Origin of the sequence: Salinicola sp. LHM (assembly GCF_034479735.1) — a bacterium.
GTDB lineage: Bacteria > Pseudomonadota > Gammaproteobacteria > Pseudomonadales > Halomonadaceae > Salinicola > Salinicola salarius.
Map to the genome: position 1 here is coordinate 1380395 of NZ_CP140261.1, position 17602 is coordinate 1397996.

At 57.4% G+C, this 17602-nt stretch carries 19 protein-coding genes and 1 tRNA gene; 14 read left to right on the forward strand and 6 right to left on the reverse strand.

The window, feature by feature from the left end; genetic code table 11:
- Window positions 1-186: 186 nt before the first annotated feature.
- The 4 genes from R5R73_RS06485 to R5R73_RS06500 all read right to left on the reverse strand — a co-directional run bounded on the left by R5R73_RS06485 (window position 187) and on the right by R5R73_RS06500 (window position 4887).
- A complete protein-coding gene (locus R5R73_RS06485; RefSeq protein ID WP_322529203.1) occupies window positions 187-2304 on the reverse strand; it encodes a TonB-dependent siderophore receptor in 2118 nt (705 codons plus the stop codon).
- A 252-nt stretch (window positions 2305-2556) separates the two neighbouring features.
- Complete coding sequence (gene lpxO / locus R5R73_RS06490) at window positions 2557-3453, reverse strand: lipid A hydroxylase LpxO (RefSeq protein WP_208625300.1); 897 nt, start codon at window positions 3451-3453, stop codon at window positions 2557-2559.
- Between the two features lie 75 nt (window positions 3454-3528).
- Complete coding sequence (locus R5R73_RS06495) at window positions 3529-4275, reverse strand: 4'-phosphopantetheinyl transferase family protein (RefSeq protein ID WP_276232209.1); 747 nt, start codon at window positions 4273-4275, stop codon at window positions 3529-3531.
- Between the two features lie 3 nt (window positions 4276-4278).
- Window positions 4279-4887 carry a hypothetical protein gene (locus R5R73_RS06500; RefSeq protein WP_276232208.1) on the reverse strand — a complete coding sequence of 203 codons (609 nt, stop codon included), beginning with the start codon at window positions 4885-4887 and terminating at the stop codon, window positions 4279-4281.
- A gap of 83 nt (window positions 4888-4970) precedes the next feature.
- Between R5R73_RS06500 and R5R73_RS06505 the strand changes: the two genes are divergently transcribed.
- From R5R73_RS06505 to R5R73_RS06515, 3 genes are all read left to right on the forward strand, one after another.
- Window positions 4971-5047, forward strand: a tRNA-Ile gene (locus R5R73_RS06505).
- 97 nt (window positions 5048-5144) lie between these two features.
- Window positions 5145-6206 (forward strand): tyrosine-type recombinase/integrase, encoded by a 1062-nt coding sequence (locus R5R73_RS06510; protein ID WP_071232633.1) that lies wholly within the window; start codon window positions 5145-5147, stop codon window positions 6204-6206.
- A 71-nt stretch (window positions 6207-6277) separates the two neighbouring features.
- Complete coding sequence (locus R5R73_RS06515) at window positions 6278-6607, forward strand: hypothetical protein (RefSeq protein WP_071232634.1); 330 nt, start codon at window positions 6278-6280, stop codon at window positions 6605-6607.
- Window positions 6608-6644: 37 nt separating this feature from the next.
- Here R5R73_RS06515 and R5R73_RS06520 read toward each other — a convergent pair whose 3' ends face one another.
- Window positions 6645-7547 carry a hypothetical protein gene (locus R5R73_RS06520; RefSeq protein ID WP_322529204.1) on the reverse strand — a complete coding sequence of 301 codons (903 nt, stop codon included), beginning with the start codon at window positions 7545-7547 and terminating at the stop codon, window positions 6645-6647.
- Window positions 7548-7670: 123 nt separating this feature from the next.
- Here R5R73_RS06520 and R5R73_RS06525 point away from each other — a divergent pair, with 123 nt between their 5' ends.
- The 8 genes from R5R73_RS06525 (at window position 7671) to R5R73_RS06560 (ending at window position 15154) form a co-directional block, all read left to right on the forward strand.
- A complete protein-coding gene (locus R5R73_RS06525; protein WP_071232636.1) occupies window positions 7671-7901 on the forward strand; it encodes a plasmid-related protein in 231 nt (76 codons plus the stop codon).
- A gap of 4 nt (window positions 7902-7905) precedes the next feature.
- Window positions 7906-8682 carry a helix-turn-helix domain-containing protein gene (locus tag R5R73_RS06530; RefSeq protein WP_071232637.1) on the forward strand — a complete coding sequence of 259 codons (777 nt, stop codon included), beginning with the start codon at window positions 7906-7908 and terminating at the stop codon, window positions 8680-8682.
- Between the two features lie 10 nt (window positions 8683-8692).
- Window positions 8693-9178 (forward strand): hypothetical protein, encoded by a 486-nt coding sequence (locus R5R73_RS06535; protein WP_071232638.1) that lies wholly within the window; start codon window positions 8693-8695, stop codon window positions 9176-9178.
- A 503-nt stretch (window positions 9179-9681) separates the two neighbouring features.
- Complete coding sequence (locus tag R5R73_RS06540) at window positions 9682-10029, forward strand: plasmid mobilization protein (RefSeq protein ID WP_322529205.1); 348 nt, start codon at window positions 9682-9684, stop codon at window positions 10027-10029.
- A gap of 108 nt (window positions 10030-10137) precedes the next feature.
- Window positions 10138-12126 (forward strand): class I SAM-dependent DNA methyltransferase, encoded by a 1989-nt coding sequence (locus tag R5R73_RS06545; RefSeq protein ID WP_322529206.1) that lies wholly within the window; start codon window positions 10138-10140, stop codon window positions 12124-12126.
- Window positions 12123-13463: a restriction endonuclease subunit S gene (locus tag R5R73_RS06550; RefSeq protein WP_322529207.1), complete on the forward strand. Its 1341-nt coding sequence runs from the start codon at window positions 12123-12125 to the stop codon at window positions 13461-13463. Before R5R73_RS06545 ends, R5R73_RS06550 begins: the two co-directional genes overlap by 4 nt.
- Window positions 13460-14392: a GIY-YIG nuclease family protein gene (locus R5R73_RS06555; RefSeq protein ID WP_322529208.1), complete on the forward strand. Its 933-nt coding sequence runs from the start codon at window positions 13460-13462 to the stop codon at window positions 14390-14392. Before R5R73_RS06550 ends, R5R73_RS06555 begins: the two co-directional genes overlap by 4 nt.
- A gap of 18 nt (window positions 14393-14410) precedes the next feature.
- Window positions 14411-15154, forward strand: coding sequence for a hypothetical protein (locus tag R5R73_RS06560; protein WP_322529209.1), 744 nt, complete (start codon window positions 14411-14413; stop codon window positions 15152-15154).
- A gap of 131 nt (window positions 15155-15285) precedes the next feature.
- Here the strand turns inward: R5R73_RS06560 and R5R73_RS06565 are convergent, their stop codons facing one another.
- On the reverse strand, window positions 15286-15738 hold the full coding sequence (locus R5R73_RS06565; RefSeq protein WP_045995284.1) for a hypothetical protein: 453 nt from the start codon (window positions 15736-15738) through the stop codon (window positions 15286-15288).
- Window positions 15739-16094: 356 nt separating this feature from the next.
- Between R5R73_RS06565 and R5R73_RS19280 the strand changes: the two genes are divergently transcribed.
- The 3 genes from R5R73_RS19280 to R5R73_RS06575 are packed head-to-tail and all read left to right on the forward strand — an operon-like array spanning window position 16095 to window position 17045.
- Window positions 16095-16343 carry an HNH endonuclease gene (locus tag R5R73_RS19280; RefSeq protein WP_416221222.1) on the forward strand — a complete coding sequence of 83 codons (249 nt, stop codon included), beginning with the start codon at window positions 16095-16097 and terminating at the stop codon, window positions 16341-16343.
- Window positions 16344-16398: 55 nt separating this feature from the next.
- The gene (locus R5R73_RS06570; RefSeq protein WP_322529210.1) at window positions 16399-16551 is read left to right on the forward strand and encodes a hypothetical protein; all 153 of its coding nucleotides are present in this window, start codon (window positions 16399-16401) and stop codon (window positions 16549-16551) included.
- On the forward strand, window positions 16524-17045 hold the full coding sequence (locus R5R73_RS06575; protein WP_322529211.1) for an SOS response-associated peptidase: 522 nt from the start codon (window positions 16524-16526) through the stop codon (window positions 17043-17045). Before R5R73_RS06570 ends, R5R73_RS06575 begins: the two co-directional genes overlap by 28 nt.
- Window positions 17046-17602 lie beyond the last annotated feature (557 nt).

Genomic DNA, 17602 nt, shown 5'->3' on the forward strand with positions numbered 1-17602 from the left:
TGTCGTGTAGCGCCTTTCCGAGGCTTCTCGAGCCGAATTTCGGACAAAGGCACCCCTGCGCACAGATGGCGTGCGCTGTATGACTGCGTCGGGTGAAATGCGCTTCGGGTGATTCGCGATGAGACGGGCACGTCCCTGTGTCCCACTTGGATCACGCGGCCGGGTTGGCGGCTGCGAAATGCCCCGTCAGAACTGGTAGCTGATGGTCGCCACTGCGCTGCGCTCTGCACCGAAGTAACAGCGAGCGGCGCTATAGCAAGCGGCAACGTAATCCTTGTCGAGCAGGTTGTTGACGTTGAGACGGGCTTCGGCACCGTTCAGGCCAAGTTCCCCCAAGTCATAGTGAAGAGCAGCATCGACAAGGGTGTAGTCCGGCACCTTGTCGGTGTTGGCCTCGTCAACGTAGCTCTCGCCGGTGTAACGCACGCCAGCGCCCACATCTAGCCCTTGCAATGGACCAGAGGTGAAGTCGTAGTGCCCCCATACGGAAGCCATCTGCTCGGGAACTGCGTTGGCGGTGTTGCCTTGCGTGTCATCGTCGGATTTCTCGTACTCGACATCGGTATAGGTGTAGCTCGCCTGTATCCGAAACTGGTCCGTCACCTGCTGCCTTGCCTCGAGCTCCACGCCACGGGAGCGGACTTCACGGGATGCACGATAAGCGGCGAGTTGCTGATCGTAGGTCGCGACATTCTTCTGCTCGATATGGAACAGGGCGATGCTGTACTGGTTATCGGTGCCGGGCGGTTGATACTTCAAACCGACCTCGTACTGCTTGCCCTCGGTCGGTTCCAGCAAGTCGCCGTTCACGTCCGTATTGCTGTTGGGATTGAATGACTCCGAGTAGCTGAGATAGGGCGCCAGACCGTTGTCTAACAGGTAGAGCACACCGGCACGGCCGCTGAACTGGGTATCATCGCCGGTGTTGCGGGTGCCGTTGAGCGTGTCCTCGTTATCGATGTCGACCCAGTCCTGCCGCCCGCCGAGGGTGAAGCGCCAGCGATCCAGCGCTATCTGATCTTGCAGATAGACACCAGTCTGCTCCAGCTTGCGATTGACGTCTGCGTACGGGGAGATCGTGCCGTCGGCGCCATAGCTCGGGTCGAAAGCGTCGAGTGCCGGGAACGAGCCGTAGGACTGGTCGGATTTGACCTGACGATGCTGGTAGTCGAGGCCCATCAGCACGGTATGGTCGAGCGCACCGGTCGAGAAGTCAGCCTGTACCTGGTTGTCGACGGTGTAGGCATCGAGCTTCTCGTCAGCGCCGAAGTAGGCGCGACTGAATTCGCGGTCATCGAGCCACTGGCTGAAGTAGACCTGGCCATAATCGGTAGCCGCATTCACGTAGCGAAAATTCTGCCGCCCCGACCAGACATCGTTGAAGCGGTGGGTCAGCTCGTACCCCACCATGGTCTGGCGTCGGTTGAACTCTTCGTAGTCCGGCTCGCCATCGTAGAAGGAATTGGAAATTCGGCGTCCGGCGTGATCGTGAAGCGCGCCGTCAGCGGGAACTCCACCGTAGTAACCGCCTTCCGGCTCCCGCTGCAGATAGGCCATCAGTGTCAGCGAGGTATCGTCGGTCATGTCGATGGTCAGCGATGGCGCCAGCGTATAACGCTCCTGCTGGATGCGGTCGAACTGGGAATCCGAGCCTGTAGCCTTTCCTACCAGGCGATAGGCGACGCGACCGGAGTCACCCAATTGGTCGCTGAAGTCGAAGCCGGTCGACCGGTAGCCCTGGGTACCACCGCCAATCTGGATCTGGTGATATGGTCTGAACAGCGGGCGTTTGCTGGTCAGAGCGACCAGGCCGCCAGGCGAAGCGCGGCCGTAGAGTACCGAGGACGGCCCCTTGACGACCTGCATGCTTTCCAGAAAGTACGGGTCAACCTGCAGAATGCTGTAGGTGCCCTCGTCGTTAAGCAGTTTCAGGCCGTCGAGATAGGTGTTGTCGATGCTGCCGGAAGTAAAGCCGCGCAGCACCAAGGCGTCGTAGCGGGTGGACGTGGCGCCATATTGGTTGGTGAAGACGCCGGCGGTGTAGCGTGCCGCTTCTTCCACCGTCCGCGAGCCCTGCTCGGTGATTTCGTTCTGAGTAATCGTAGAGATGGATTGAGGCGTTTCCAAAAACGGCGTTTCGGTCTTGGTGGCGGCGGACTGGCCGGTCACCGTGACCGTGTCGAGCGACGCGGAATCGCTGCTCGTCGTGGGTGTCGAGGTCGTTACCGTCTGCTGGGCCCAGACTGGAAACGACAGGCAAGCGCAGGCCAGTGCGCTGACCGGATAACGCAGAACATGATGCATGAACGACAAGCTCCCCTTGAATGAAAATCGTTCTTATCCACAGATATGGCTCATGAGAAGACGCAGGGGAGGCTCGTTTCTGAACCGAAATGACAATTATTTACAATAACCCGATTCAGGCGCTATAAAACGCGGCGGATGGGGGCCGAGGATCTGGCGAAGAGGGAAGAGGGAAGAGGGAAGAGGGAAGAGGGAAGAGGGAAGAGGGAAGCGGACCAGCAATTCGCTGGCCCGCAACCCCTTTGGATGATCTCACCAGGCGATGATGGCGATGATCACGATGGCAAATAGCGCCCACTTGATGGCGTAGTAGAGCGTCTTGTTGCGCTTCTTTAACGCCTTGCCCTGCCGGCGTACGGCGTAGATGTACTTGAAGGCGCGATTCAGGCCGCCGGTACGGTCGTTGTCATCATTGGGCGAGCTGGCGGCAGCCATCACCGTGCGGCCGAAGAAGTGGTTGAGGCTGCGCGCCCAGCCGTACTTCATCGGCCGCTCGATATCACAGAACAGAATGATGCGGTTCTGTTCCGAGCCGTTCTCGGCACGATGCAGATAGGTCTCGTCGAACATCACCGCCTCGCCGTCGCGCCAGCTGTACTTTTCGCCGTCGACGTCGATGTAGCAGCGGTCGTCGTTGGGCGTGATCAGGCCCAGATGGTAGCGAAGCGAGCCGGCGTAAGGATCGCGATGCAGCGTCAGGTGGCTGCCGGCCGGCAGCTCGGCGAACATCGCTGCCTTCACGTTGGGGATGCCCGCCAGCAACTGCGTCGTCTGCGGGCAGAGCTGTTCGGCCGAGGCGTGGCTTTCGCCGTACCACTTCAGGTAGAAGCGCTTCCAGCCGCGACGGAAGAAGGAGTTGAAGCCGGCATCGTCATAGCGTGAAGAGGCCTTGATATGGTCCTGCAGCGCCATCGCTTCGTCGCGAATCGTCTCCCAGTTGCTCGTCAGTCGTTCGAGCTCGGGATAATTCGCCAGATCGTGATAGGGCTGATCCTTGTCGCGGCCGAAGAGCGTCATCAATGCATTGATCGGCGACATGAACGTGGAGTGGTCGGACAACTGACGCAGCGGCTTGTGGCGTACACGGCCGCGATAGTGCGTATACAGCACACTGGCCACGAACAGCAGTATGAGAATCCATTTGATCATTTTGGCTGGGCATCCATGAGTTGGCCGATAACGTCTCTTCCAGAGACCGCACGAGGCCCGGAGAAGTTCGCATGCTCATGATTGTGGAGATATGGCGATCAACGTCAACAAATAATCATCGATTTTCGCGATCTGCCCGGATAGACGCGCACCGGCTGGCCACTGCGGCGATAGCGTCTTGAGCAGTTCGATCGACGCCGCGCCCGCCTCGGCGTTCCATTCGATCAGGCGGGCATGGGGGAAGTAGAAGCGCTGCCCCACCAGCGGATAGAGCGCCTTGAACAGGCTCTCCTTGAGCGAGAACACCAGGGTAAGGAACTCTCCCTGCCGCTCGGCGGGCAGCCGGTCCAGCCAGGCCAGCTCCGAGGCCACCAGAATCTGCCCCGCCAGCCGCCGGGCGCGTTCGCCACTCGTCACGACCTCGGCGTCCAGCCCGACCCCCTGATAGGCTGCCCGATTGGCGACCACCGCCGCTGCCAGGCCTCGGCTGTGCGTGATCGAGCCGACGGTGCCGGCCGGCCAGACGGGGAGCTGTTCGGCGTCCTGCGCTGGTGTCGAGGGCGACCCGGTCAGCGCGGCAAGCGCGCGCCGAGCGGTGAGGCGGCCACCCAGGAACTCCGCCCGGCGCTTGGCTGCCGCTGTCGTCAGGCGATCCGGCAAGGCGAGCTCCCAGGCGCCCAGATTCGTGTCGCAAAGCGTTTGGGGTTCGAAGCACAGCGCGCTGAACCGGGCCTCCGGCAGCGCGAGCCGCCAGGGCCACTCGCTCCGTGGCGAGTGGCAGCCGGCGGGTAGCGTCTCGAACGGGGTGACGGTGTCAGGCATCGCTCAACGGTCGACCAGCACGGCATTCAGTTCGACCGGCACCTCGTCGCCGATCTGCTGATACCCGATCAGCGACAGGATCGAACGCACGGTCTGGTTCTTCATCAGTTCCTTGCCATCGAGCGAGACCGGCTCGGCATTGCGCGCGCGCACCACATCGGCCGCCTCCCGGGTGAAGCGCACCGGCAGCTTCTCCTGGCGCTGCTCGCCGTTGGATTCCGTGCTCAGCGTGAGTATCTCGACCGTCGACTGACCGACCGCCAGCGAGTTGATGCGTTCCGGCGGCAGGCGAGTGACGACCGTGACCAGCGTCGTGCTGGTGAGCGAGGACATCCACGGCGGCAGCTCGCCAAGGGTATCGAGCACGTCGGTCTGGTTGAGGCGAATCGGCAGTTGCAGCGTGCCGTCCGCGCCGATCTGGCCTTCCATGCGGCGCAGCGAGTGCTCATGGGGAATCGACTCGCCGCCGCTGGTGATTTCGGTCACCGTTGCCGTGACCTGGGACTGTTCGGGATCGAGCTGCCAGGCCGCCAGCGCCACGCCGTGGAACGCCGTCAAACCGGCAGCCAGACCGACACCCATGATACGGCGGATGATCGTTTTCGATGACATCGTGTCCTCCCTGGACGTGCAAACCTTCAACAGCGGCTGGCCTGTGCCGGCCGCTTTGGTTATCATACGGCTCCCGCGTTTCAGGGCCTATAGCTCAGTTGGTTAGAGCAGGGGACTCATAATCCCTTGGTCGCTGGTTCGAGTCCAGCTGGGCCCACCAATGAAATCAGCAGCTTACGAATTATCTCTGGTGAGTCCCATAGTCCAAGGGTACAGTTTCGGTACAGTGCCGATCCTTCAGCCCCCTGGAGACTTTCATGGCCACCATCGTCAAGACCCCTGCCGGTAGCTGGAAAGCCGTCATCCGCAAGACCGGCTGGCCCACCACCGCCAAGACCTTCCGCACCAAGCGAGACGCCCAGGACTGGGCACGCCGCACCGAAGACGAGATGGTGCGTGGTGTCTATATCCAGCGCAGTGCCTCGGAGCGCATGACGCTCGAAGCCGCGCTCAAGCGCTACCTGGCCGACGTTACCCCCACAAAGAAGCCCAGCACCCAGAAAAGCGAACGCCACAAGGCCAACACGCTGATCGAGCACTTGGGTAAGTATTCCCTCGCAGCCCTGACGCCGGAACTGATCGCCAACTATCGCGACACCCGCCTGAACAGCATCGGCCATCGTGGCCAGCCTATCAGCGCCAATACCGTGCGCCTGGAGCTCGCCTTGCTCGGCCATCTCTACACCGTGGCCATCCAGGAATGGGGTCTGGGCCTGACCTACAACCCCGTCCAAAATATCCGCAAACCCAGCCCTGGAGAAGGGCGCGACCGGCGCCTGAGCGCCGACGAGGAGAAGCGCCTGTTCGCCGTGCTACGGCAACACAGCAATCCCATGTTGGCCTGGATCGCCAGAATCGCCCTGGAGACGGGCATGCGCTCCTCAGAGATCCTGACCCTCACTCGCGCCCAGGTCGACGTGAAACGCCGCGTGGTGCGACTCACCGACACCAAGAACAACGAAGCTCGCCTGGTGCCACTGACCCAGGCCGCCACCGAGGTGTTCAAGCAAGCGCTGAACAACCCAGTGCGCCCGCTTGACTGTGACCTGGTGTTCTTTGGCGAGCCTGGAAAGGATGGCAAGCGGGGCCCCTACGCCTACACCAAGCTCTGGAACCAGGCGAAGAAGAAGGCCGGGCTCGATGACTTTCGCTTTCATGATCTACGCCATGAGGCCGTCAGCCGGCTGGTGGAGGCCGGTCTGTCCGACCAGGAAGTGGCGGCGATAAGTGGGCACAAGTCGATGCAGATGCTGAGGCGCTATACCCACCTTCGGGCCGAGGACCTGGTATCGAAGCTGGACAGGCTTGCGGAAGGGTAAGGCGCGACTACCTGCGAAAATCAGACAAATATCTAACTTTCAGCACGTTTTGAGCGAGAGGAGAGACGGTGATGCCGTTTTTGAAAATCAAGAAACTGGATTATGGAAAGATCTACAACGCCTATAAATTGGCCCCGTATTCTGACAAGCAGGCTCTGCTTAGAGAAGCGGATGAGAAGTTTGGTCTTGACTTTGATCCGGAAGAGATTCTGGAAATGATCATCGATGAGATAAATGAAAAGCTATCTGATGACGATGAGCTTTTGGAAGTGACGAAGAGTCTCTATCTCAAGTGGCATGAAATTGCCGGGAAGCTGAAAGCGGCTGGATTTTCTGAGCAAGCTGAATTAATGGTCCCGGCGATCAAGGAGTGTGGCTATGATACTGGTGGGCTAGGGTAGAGCCTGCTGTTGATGGAAATTTCTATAGTAATAATGGCTAGTCTGGGTCGGCTTGATCGAAGTTTTCCCACACAGCCAGGTCCTCTGGATCAATGGGGTAGCTGGAAGTTCTAATCTCCCTCCAGTATTCAATGAACCCTTCGGTTTTCATCTTTATCTTTGAGATGTTCTGCCTGGAAGCACCTAGCTTCCGGGCTATCTCTGATTGCGAGAAGCCATCCATAAGCAAGTCCATTACAGCAATGTCCTTGTCTCGTATGTGAAGCTTGGTCATCCTGTAGGCGACCCACCGTGAATGTTGGCGCTGCTCAAAGTCTGTTATGTTGTAGTAGTAGCCTGTCCTGGTGATGGTGCGTAGGTTGTCATAGAAGGCTTTCCTGTTGTTGTGATCGGTCCTGTACATTGAGTCAGGGTTTCGTGGATCATGATCTGCGCAGAACCTCTCGGTTTTAAGACTGAATTTCTCACCATCGTGGAGTTCCTGGTGAGCTTGGCTTCTTTTCCAGCAAAGCTCACAAAAGGGTGGTCTGCCACCCTTTCTATAATATGGTGACCTTGTCTTAGAGAAGTAATAAGAAGATATCTTCATAGGCCGCCGGTCATCGCAGAATGAGATTACGCTTCTAAGGATGTCGATGTCAGCGGCCCGCAGGCGAGCATTATATTTCTTGAATATTGAAGATAGATATAAATCTGCCTCGTCGAAGCTGGTTCTTTTGCAGAACGCCGAGAATCGTTCCCCCTGGAAGAAATTTTCTGCTCCATTGGTGTTCAGCAATAGCTCCAATGGCTGGTCAAAGTGATCACCGAGAAGTGACCAAATAGACCAGCGTCTGGATCCAGTGGTGTATGACTCCGTGACATTGTCACGAAATCCCTGGAGAGCTACCTTGAGCTCCTCTGAACAGCCTTCGACTGGCTTGATTTCTTCTAGGTCCATACAGCCTGCCCTACAGACGACGTTTTTTTACCGATGTCAACCAAATTTACATATGCTGTTCCTTTCTTTCAAGCATTTTGGGGCTAGATTACGCAAACCAACGTAATCAATGGATGCTGAACGATGGAAGATACCAAGGTTGCTATCGAACGTTCTCTACTCGACAAATATGGCCCCCTTATCAGCTTGGGGCAGTTGGCTGAGCTGTTGCACCGGAGTCCGGATGGTCTCCGAATCGCGATAAATCAGTCGCATGACTATGCCTACGAGATCAAGAAAGCCCGAGTCAGAATTGGTCGCAGGGTGTATTTCCGCACTCCGCAAATTGCTGAGTACATCGCCTCAGCCGAGTGAAGCCATGAGTTACCGCGCTCTTGAGTGGGCCATGGAGGTCACTTTGGCACCGGCCACCAAGATGATCCTTGTGGTCCTTGCATGGCATGCCGATGACGACGGCGTTTGTTGGCCCAGCGTGTCAACGATTGCACGTAAGAGCGGTTCTTCGACAAGGACCGTAAGGAGAGCCATAAAAACGATGGTTAATCAGGGTGTTATGGAAATAAGGCCAGGTTACGAAAGGCGCGGTAGACAAACGTCGAACACTTATCGCCTCTCTGTGGATAAAGCCCCTGACAATTTGTCACCCCTAGGGGTGACAGAATGTCAGGGGGAGGGTGACACGGGTGTCACCCCCGGGGGTGACATAGCTGTGTCACCCCTAGAACTAACAGAGGAAGTAAAAAAGGAAGTTGGCAGCAGGCCTGTGGATAAGTGTGGTGGTGAAGCAGGGCAGCAGCTACCTGGAGCAAAGCTCTACCCTGAGACTCCAGAATCGCTTAGGAGCGGTGAGAGGGCCCTGGTGGCTCGCTTACTGGAAGAGGTATCCGGGGAAGATGCCGTTTTGCTGATTGATGAATTGAGTGGTGCGTTACGGGCGGGAGCGATTAGTGGTTCACCTGTGCGGTGGTTTGAAGGCCTTTTGCGAAAATATCGCAAGGGGGAGTTTGAGAAACATTACGCGTGTTTTGAAGTGGTGAACTTCAAAGGCGAAAATTTGAGGATGAGTCGAATAGAGTCTTTGGAAGGAAGGCAGGGATTTTTGAAAGTCAAAGAACAGCTAGTATCTGGAGATTAATAGGTGACATATGAAGTATCGTAAGCCGCATAAAGGGAAAGAGTGGAAAGATGCCGATGACGCTCCTGAGCTTGGCGAAAAATGGCTTGAAGGTGCGCATTGCTATCTTGGCGATCATCTGCTAAAGAAAGGGCGTGGTCATCCGCCGCTTGATAATCCTGATGAAGTGATGGGTGAGGTGATTAGCGGTGGGACTAGCTATGAAGACAAGTTGGTCGATCATGGCATCCCAGCACTTTTAAAGTTGATCAATGTTGCTCAAGGGCATAGCGGGCAGTCTCACCACCTTCGTCGATTACTTCTTGGTATATATAACGGTGACGAGTGGCCATTCGAGTTGCAGCGTCTTAGAGCTTTGGACAGGGAACTCCAGTTTGACAGTCTGCTGGTTGTAGAGCTTGCCACCTTCAGTCCCTATGAGGTTCATACGCTTGTCAAAGATGGAGACTCAGTGATGAAAGAGTTCTGGCGGCGTGAAAGTGGCCAAGAGGGCTGAGTCGCCAACGGCCAGGGCCGGGGCGCTATCCACCAGCTAGGGCTGCCTGTGCGTGTGTCAATGCCACTGCGTGCCCTGTAAGCGGCTGTGAGGAGAGATATAGAAGTAGGAAGGGGTAGGCATAGGGTAGGGCTTGAAATCGTCTCAGGAGGCTTTTGAGGCGAGTTGAGGTCGGCTAGTCATCTCATTTGGCGTTCAAAAAGCTGCGAAGCAGCAGCTGTGTGGCGACTCATAGCGAAGCGATGCTGCATTTTACTTCATTTTGAGAGATTTTATTTCATTTTGTCTCATTCTAGTTCATTTGCGGGATCTGGGCCTGAAATGAAGCAGAGTGAAGCAAAATGTGTGATGGGCCAATGGCAGGATGTGCATTGTAGGCCTACGCCGCAAGCGGCTAGCCAACAATGCGATGCGCTTACTCGCCCCTCGGGCTCTACGCTGTCCTGCTCTGCGAGGCTGAGCGGCTTCCGCCGCTGGAGGGTAGATCAACGATGGAGACGACGATGGGAAGTCAGACACGCATAAGAAAGCAGTGCATCAAAGTATGGGTGGATAAGCGCGAGAAAGAACAAATCGAAGATAACGCCAAAGGGTGTAATCACAGTGCATCATCGTTCCTGCGGAACTTGGGGGTGGGTTACACACCCAAGTCGATGATTGATCATAAGGCGGTGGGCGATCTGATGCAGCTCAATGGTGATTTAGGCAGGCTTGGCGGCTTGTTAAAAATGCTGCTGTCAAATGAGGAGGATTTCGTCGGTCATGAAGACAAGATGGTAGAGGTGTCTAGCCTTCTGAATGGGTTGAATGATTTAAGGAATGAAATAAGAGAGAAGGTTGGAGCAATTTGATATCGCGAGGGAAGGAAGGCTTGTACGCTTCCTTTCCCCTCCCTTCGCTTCACTGTGTATGATGGGCCGCATCCATCACCATCGGTACCAAGAACGCGGGGAAGCATCGTGAAAACGGAAAGTCACTCTCAATTGGCGGCCTTTATTTGGTCCGTGGCGGATCTGCTGCGCGGCGATTTTAAGCAGTCCCAGTACGGCCGCATCATCCTGCCCTTCACCCTGCTGCGGCGCCTGGAGTGCGTGCTGGAGCCCACCAAGGCCGCCGTGCTCGACGCCGCCCATGCCCACCAGGCCAAGCCCGAGGCGGTACGCGAGAAGCTCCTGCTGCGCGCCGCTGACCAGCCCTTCTTTAACGCCTCGCCGCTGACCCTGGGCACGCTCTCCGACACCCAGACCGCCGACGACCTGATGAGCTATGTGCAGTCGTTCAGCCAGGACGCCCGGGAGATCTTCGAGCACTTCGAGTTCGAGGGCTTCGTCCAGCAGCTTTCGGCCAGCAACCTGCTCTACCAGGTGGTGCAGCGCTTCGCCGCCATCGACATGAGCCCCCAGCGGCTCACCAACTACGGCATGGGCCTGGTGTTCGAGGAGCTGATTCGCAAGTTCGCCGAGAGCTCCAACGAGACGGCGGGGGAGCACTTCACCCCGCGCGATATCGTCCACCTGACCACCTCCCTGGTGCTCACCGGTCAGGAGCAGAAGCTGCGCCCCCACGGCATCGTCACCGTCTACGACCCCACCGCGGGCACCGGCGGCTTCCTCTCCGAGAGCGACGAATACATCCAGCAGGTCAGCCGGGACGTGACCGTCTCGCTGCATGGCCAGGAGCTCAACCCAGAGTCCTACGCCATCTGCAAGGCCGACATGCTGATCAAGGGCCAGGCGGTGGAGCAGATCAAGCTCGGCAACACCCTCTCCGACGACCAGCTGGCCGGTGAGCACTTCGACTTCATGCTCTCCAACCCGCCGTTCGGGGTGGAGTGGAAGAAGGTGCAGAAGGCGATCACCGACGAGCACAACCAGAAAGGGTATGAGGGCCGCTTCGGCCCCGGCCTGCCGCGGGTCTCCGATGGCTCGCTGCTGTTTCTGATGCATCTGGTGAGCAAGATGCGCGCCCGCCAGGAGGGTGGCTCGCGTATCGGCATCATCCTCAACGGCTCGCCGCTGTTTACCGGGGGCGCCGGCAGTGGCGAGTCCGAGATCCGCCGCTACCTGCTGCAGCACGACCTGGTGGAGGCAATCGTCGGCCTGCCCACCGACATGTTCTACAACACCGGCATCGCCACCTATGTGTGGATACTCTCCAACCACAAGCCCGCCGAGCGCCGCGGCCAGGTGCAGCTGATCAACGCCACCGGCCGGGCCAGCAAGATGCGCAAGTCATTGGGCAGCAAGCGCCAGTTCGTTGCCGACCGCGATATCGAGGAGATCGTGCGTCTCTACGGCGCCAACCAGGAGAGCGAGGAGAGCAAGCTCTTCCCGGTGGAGGCCTTCGGCTACCGGCGCATCACGGTGGAGCGCCCGCTGCGCCTCAACTTCCAGGCCAGCCCCGAGCGCCTGGCCCTGCTCGATGACGAGAAAGCCATTCAGAAGCTCGCTGAGGCCGAGCGCGAGGCGATCAAGGCCGCCTGCGCCACCCTGGACCCGGAGCAGCGCTTCACCAACCGTGAGGCCTTTACCAAGGCGCTGAAGGCCGCGCTCAAGCAACATCTGCCGGAGGGCATGAAGGTCGGCGCCCCGCTGCAGAAGGCGATCCTAAATGCCCTCTCCGAACGTGACCCCGAGGCGGATATCTGCCTCGACAAGAAGGGCAACCCCGAGCCCGACACCGGCCTGCGCGATAACGAGAACGTGCCGCTGGACGAGTCGGTGTTCGACTACTTCAAGCGCGAGGTGAAGCCCCATATGCCCGATGCCTGGATCGACGAGGAGAAGCGCGACCCGCTGGATGGCCGCATCGGCATCGTCGGCTTCGAGATCCCCTTCAACCGGCACTTCTACCAGTTCACTCCACCGCGCCCGCTGGAGGAGATCGACGCTGATCTCAAGGCCTGCACCGACCGAATCAAGCAGATGATCGAGGAGTTATCGGCATGACGTTTCCGAAGTATCCCGAGTACAAGGATTCCGGCGTCGAGTGGCTGGGGAAGGTGCCGGCGCATTGGGAGGTGGCACCAGTAAGAGCCTTCGTTGAAGAACGGACTGCAAAGAATGCTAGTGGTGGTGAAGAAAATTATCTGTCGCTAATTGCTAATGTGGGTGTTATCCCATATGCAGAAAAAGGTGACGTCGGGAATAAAAAGCCCGACGATCTTTCAAAATGCAAAAGAGTAGATATTGGTGACTTGGTCATCAATAGCATGAATTATGGCATTGGTTCGTATGGTCTTTCTGGGCTCAAGGGTGTGTGCAGCCCTGTTTATATTGTCCTGCGGCCTGTAGAGGAGAAGGTTCTTCCACGTTATGCGCTAAGGATATTTGAGAATAAAGAGTTCCAGAAGCTGGCACAGTCCTTCGGCCAAGGAATTTTGGCACATCGCTCGGCCATTGGCTGGGATGACTTGAAAAACATTAAGGTCCCATTGCCAGGAGCTGACGAGCAAGCCCAACTATCGGATTTTCTCGACCACGAAACCGCCCGCATCGACGCCTTGGTGGAGGAACAACAGCGTCTGATCGAACTGCTCAAGGAGAAGCGCCAGGCGGTGATCTCTCATGCCGTCACCAAGGGGCTGGATCCCAACGTGCCCATGAAGGACTCCGGGGTGGAGTGGCTGGGGGAAGTGCCGGTGCATTGGGAGGTGATGAAGGCTTCATATATAGGTCGCCTTTTTGGATCAGATAATGTCCCTGAAGACATGGTTTCTGGCGAGGGAGATGTTCCCTATCTTAAGGTTGGGTCTTTATCAGCTGACAGTTTGGAAGTTGCCGGCTGGGACTGGTATGTAGATCCAGCTATTTCACGTTTATATCGAGCCTGCAGCCACTATGTGGTTTTCCCAAAGCGCGGTGCTGCAATATTTCTCAACAAAGTTAATATTGTTAGTCGTCAGGCTCTGATTGACCCAAACTTGATGGGCTGGGAGATTGAGGGGCGCTATAGCGCTTGGTATTTTGCCTATGCGCTAAAGTTGAGGAAGCTAGATGAGCTCGCTGATGTTTCGACTGTCCCTCAGATCAACAATAAACACATTGGTCCAGAGCGCTTCCCAGTCCCCCCCATCGAAGAGCAAGAAGAGATAGTAAGTTATCTCAAGAAAAGGTTGGGCAGTATTGATGAGCTGGTGGCTACTTCTGAATCAGGGGTGAAGCTCCTCCAAGAGCGCCGCTCCGCCCTGATCTCCGCCGCCGTCACCGGCAAGATCGACGTGCGGGGCTGGCATCCGCCGGTGGGTTCATCGGTCCCCGAAGCCACACAAGCGGAGGCGGTATGACGCAAGGACGCAGCATCCGGCTCTTTCTGGTGGACGGCACGCCTAACGGCCTGCTGACCGCCGAGATCATGAACTGGACCGGGCATGTGCTCACCGGACCCCGCAGCAAGCTCAGCGAGCTGGTTCAGCGCCCGGAGTGCAGCCGCACCGGAATCTACTTCCTGGTTGGCCCGGACCCCGACAACACCCTGCGCCCGCTGGTTTATATCGGCGAGAGCGACGACGTCGGCACCCGCCTCAAGCAGCACAACCGCCCGGAGGAGAAGGGCGGCAAGGACTTCTGGGAAAAGGTCTGCCTTGTCACCAGCAAGGACCAGAACCTCACTAAGGCCCACGTGAAGTACCTGGAAAGCCTGCTGATCCAGAACGCTGGTCAGGTCGGCCGCTGCAAGCTGATCAACGGCACCGCCCATGAGTACATCAACCTGCCCGAGTCGGACCGCGCCGATATGGCGTTCTTCATGGAACAGATCCGCACCGTGCTGCCGGTGCTGGGTTTCGACTTCCTGCGCGAGACCTCCCGCCCCTCGCGGGTGCCGGAATCAGCCCCGGCTGCCGAGCCCGAGGCATCACCCCGCTTCACCTTGGAAGTGCCACGCCATGGCATCCGCGCCACCGGGCAGGAGATCGACGGCGAGTTCTACGTCTTCAAGGGCTCCTTGGCTCGCGGCAGCTGGATCGGCACCGAGCGCGGCTATCAGAGCCTCTACAACCAGCTCTGCGAGGACGGGGTGCTGGTGGAAGGCAGTGATGGCACCCGAGTGTTCAGCGAGGACCAGAGCTTCAGCAGCCCCAGCGCCGCCGCGGCGGTGGTCTCGGGCCGAAGTGCCAATGGCCGGACCTCCTGGAAGGCGGAAGACAGCGGCCTGACCTACGGCGAGTGGCAGGACCGGCAGGTGAGTGCAGCGGCAGAGGCCGCTCTGGAATAGTGATGTTGAGGAGATGGCATGTCGAAAAAAGTAAGAAACAAAAAAAGAAAAGAGGAAGCGGGTCGACTAGGAGAAATTAGGAGAAGAATTGAGGATCATCAGAATAGAATTGGGGCCACGACACGAGACAAAAGAGTGGCCTGGCAGGCGGCTGAAAATATCCATGATGATGTAAGTGACAATGATAATTTGGCTGTAAATGTTGAAGCTAAGCGAGGTTCAGAGCCATCTCCCGATGATGAGGTCCATTTTCTTTGGGTTTTTGAGCCAGAGGATCTAGACGACATGTCGGTTGAGCAGGTTGATGAGGTTTGGAAACACAGGGAGCAGCTATGTGGATCCAAAGAAGCTGCTGCGGAAGCTCTTGCTATTGTTGAGGCTTCAGCCGGGGTAGTGGAAAGCTATAAAGGTTGGCAAGCTTATATAAACAGAGATGAAGTTATTACGTTAAAGGCTCCGTTTTTATCTGATGAGTCCGAGCAAAGCTATGCCAGGATAATTGAAAAAAACGCTTTGACAAGAGCTCAGGTTTTAGAGCTAGATGATGTTGATCTTAAGGCGGCCTGGAAGAATAGGCCCAACAGCTTCTCGAGTGTTGAAGCAGCTTGCCAGGCTCTTGCATTATTAAGAGAAAAGTCCGGCGTCGTAGCTGTCAGTACTTGGCAGGGGGTGATGAGCCACCCCGAGATAGAGAAAATAAAAGATGACCTTCCAGCTGAGGCTGATTTAGATGCTTTTTTTGAAGATATAAAAGTCGGGTAACCGGATTTAATGGTTGATAGTTCGATCCCGTAGTTGAGCTCTTCTGCGAAGTCCAGCAGTCCGTAACCGATGGCTTTCTTGTAGAGCGTGACATCTCCCACTCAGCCATTTCGCGCCAATCTGCGGAAAACCTACTTTTCTAGGCCAAGGGTCTTCAGCCTTGAGTACAGGGTGCCCAGCAGCCGCGTGCCGAGCAGCATGCAGAGACTGAGCACAGCCACGATTAGGGACTCGTAGGCAATCATCCCTTCCGAAGCGTAGCTGCCCACCACAATGGCGAAATGCCGGACCAGGAGGTACACCCCGATCAGGAAGGTGCCGGCGCGCACCAGGCCATCTTCCCCGACGCGGGCACCCGCCTCGATTTCGCCATGTAGCCTTTCCGCTAGGCGGCCAGCGAAGCACCAGAGCAGCACACCACCGACCATTGGCACGGCAGTCGTTGCCAGAAACACCGGCAGCAGCTCACCGGACCAGAGCTCGCTGGCATTCGAGCCCAGCAGCACCGGCATCACCGAAAACAAGGTGCTGAGAAAGAGATAAAGGCCCAGTACCCGGATCAGCAGGATGGAAAAAGGTTTCATGAGGCCTCCTGGTGACTATGAGTTGTTCGCATATAAGCGTGCCACGGGAGGGGCTTGGGGGCGAGGGCAGGACAGAAATGGCGGTAAATCCGAGAACGTAGACATTTGTCAAAACGCCAGCCTCCGGGCACCGCCGTTGCCATGAATGCAAACCCGCTCCGCCTGTGGCCCGACACGAGAGCACATCGACTAGTTACCGGGGCGCTCTCCGGTTACCACTCACACTGCGTCAGTGGGTGGAGCACCTGGTGGCGTTGCTGCCGATTCGGCATGTCGCGGACCTGGTCAGCTTGCGCTGGCATACCGTCAATATCATCGACTAAGCAGCGCCTGCAACGCGACCTCGGGAGCGACAGTTGATCAACCACATATTCCGGATACCCGATAATTCGCTGTGCTTGCGAGTGGATATTCACCGCCTGTTTGATAAATTCTTGCTAAGCATCGACCCTGAGGCCAGCGTAGTAAGGCTCAGCGACGTCATAAAAAAAGATCGTCACTATGGAGGGCTCGAAGGGTTGCGGGTTACAAAAGGGCGAGTTAAAGCTTCAAAGTATCTATTGAGCCAGCACTTTAGGACATTTGTTAAGCGCCAAGTAGGTTAGGTGACTGTGCTCAATGCAACGGCTTTTTAATTAACTTGCTCGAATATGGAAAACCATGTGCGGCCGCTTCGCTCTCTATCGCGACTTCCCCAGCCTGGCACGCTTTCTCAAGCTGCCGCTGGCAGAGGTCGAGCTGACGCCTCGCTACAACGTCGCCCCGGGCACCTGGATGTCGGCAGTATGCCGGCATTACACAGCGGCCAGCTGAGCCTGGATGCCCTCTGGTGGGGCTATCGGCCTGACGGCAAGGCCCCGCAACCTATCAACGCCACCGTCGAGAAGATCGCTACCTCGCCCGACTTCCGCGTCGCCTTCGCCCATCACCGCTGCCTGGTGCCAGCCAACGGCTGGTACGAGTGGCTGACTGAGGAGGGACGGAAGCCACCCCATTACCTGGCTCGCCAAGACGGCGAGCCGTTGTGGTTCGCCAGCATCTGGACGGACCGGCCGGATGGCAAGCCCGGCTGTGCCATCCTCACCGAGCCCGCCCACGGCGTTGCCAAGGCGATACACCCGCGCATGCCGCTGAACCCGGATCAGCAGAGTCTGGTGCCCTGGCTCGATACAGGGCTGACCGACCGTGAGACGGTCAGCCGCCGGGTCCACCATCTACCTCACGACCGGCTGACGCACCGGCCGGTGAGTCCATGGGTCAACAAGCCGGTGGAGGATGATCCGGACCTGATCGAAGCGGTGGGCTGAAGCATTCAGTGCTGTTCTGGTGCCTGGTGACTAGGTGCAGTTTAGAAATGCGCTTGGTATCGCCCGGAAAGACCACTTTTAGAGAAAGAACTAAACCAGTCGGAGATGTCCATCGGTCTGGGACTGGCGACTCGCCTCGGTCGCTGTGTCCAGCTATCATCTAAGGAAATACTGAATAAATCGACGAGCAGGATGAAGCGCAAGGCGCACGGAGCGCAGAAGGCGAGACATAACATGGGGTTAGGCGAGTCTTCGAGCACCGCGCAACGCAGCGATTCGCCTGCGCAGGCATTTATGCAGTGTTTTCCTAATTCGACAACACCCTCCACGCCTCTCACGGAAGCGCACCTTGGGGGGTTACTTTTTTCTAGGCTGTGCGGTGGCAGTAAGAGCCTCAGTTTCACCATTGTTGTGATTGGCTGATCGGGCTCATCGATCACCACGCTATCAATTTCGCCGAAATGGGCTTCCCTGACGACTGGCGTGTCCGCCCCCTGTGGAAAAAGCATTCTCCTAAGTAGACTTCTCCTTATTTCCCTAAACCGTTAGGCTGTTTC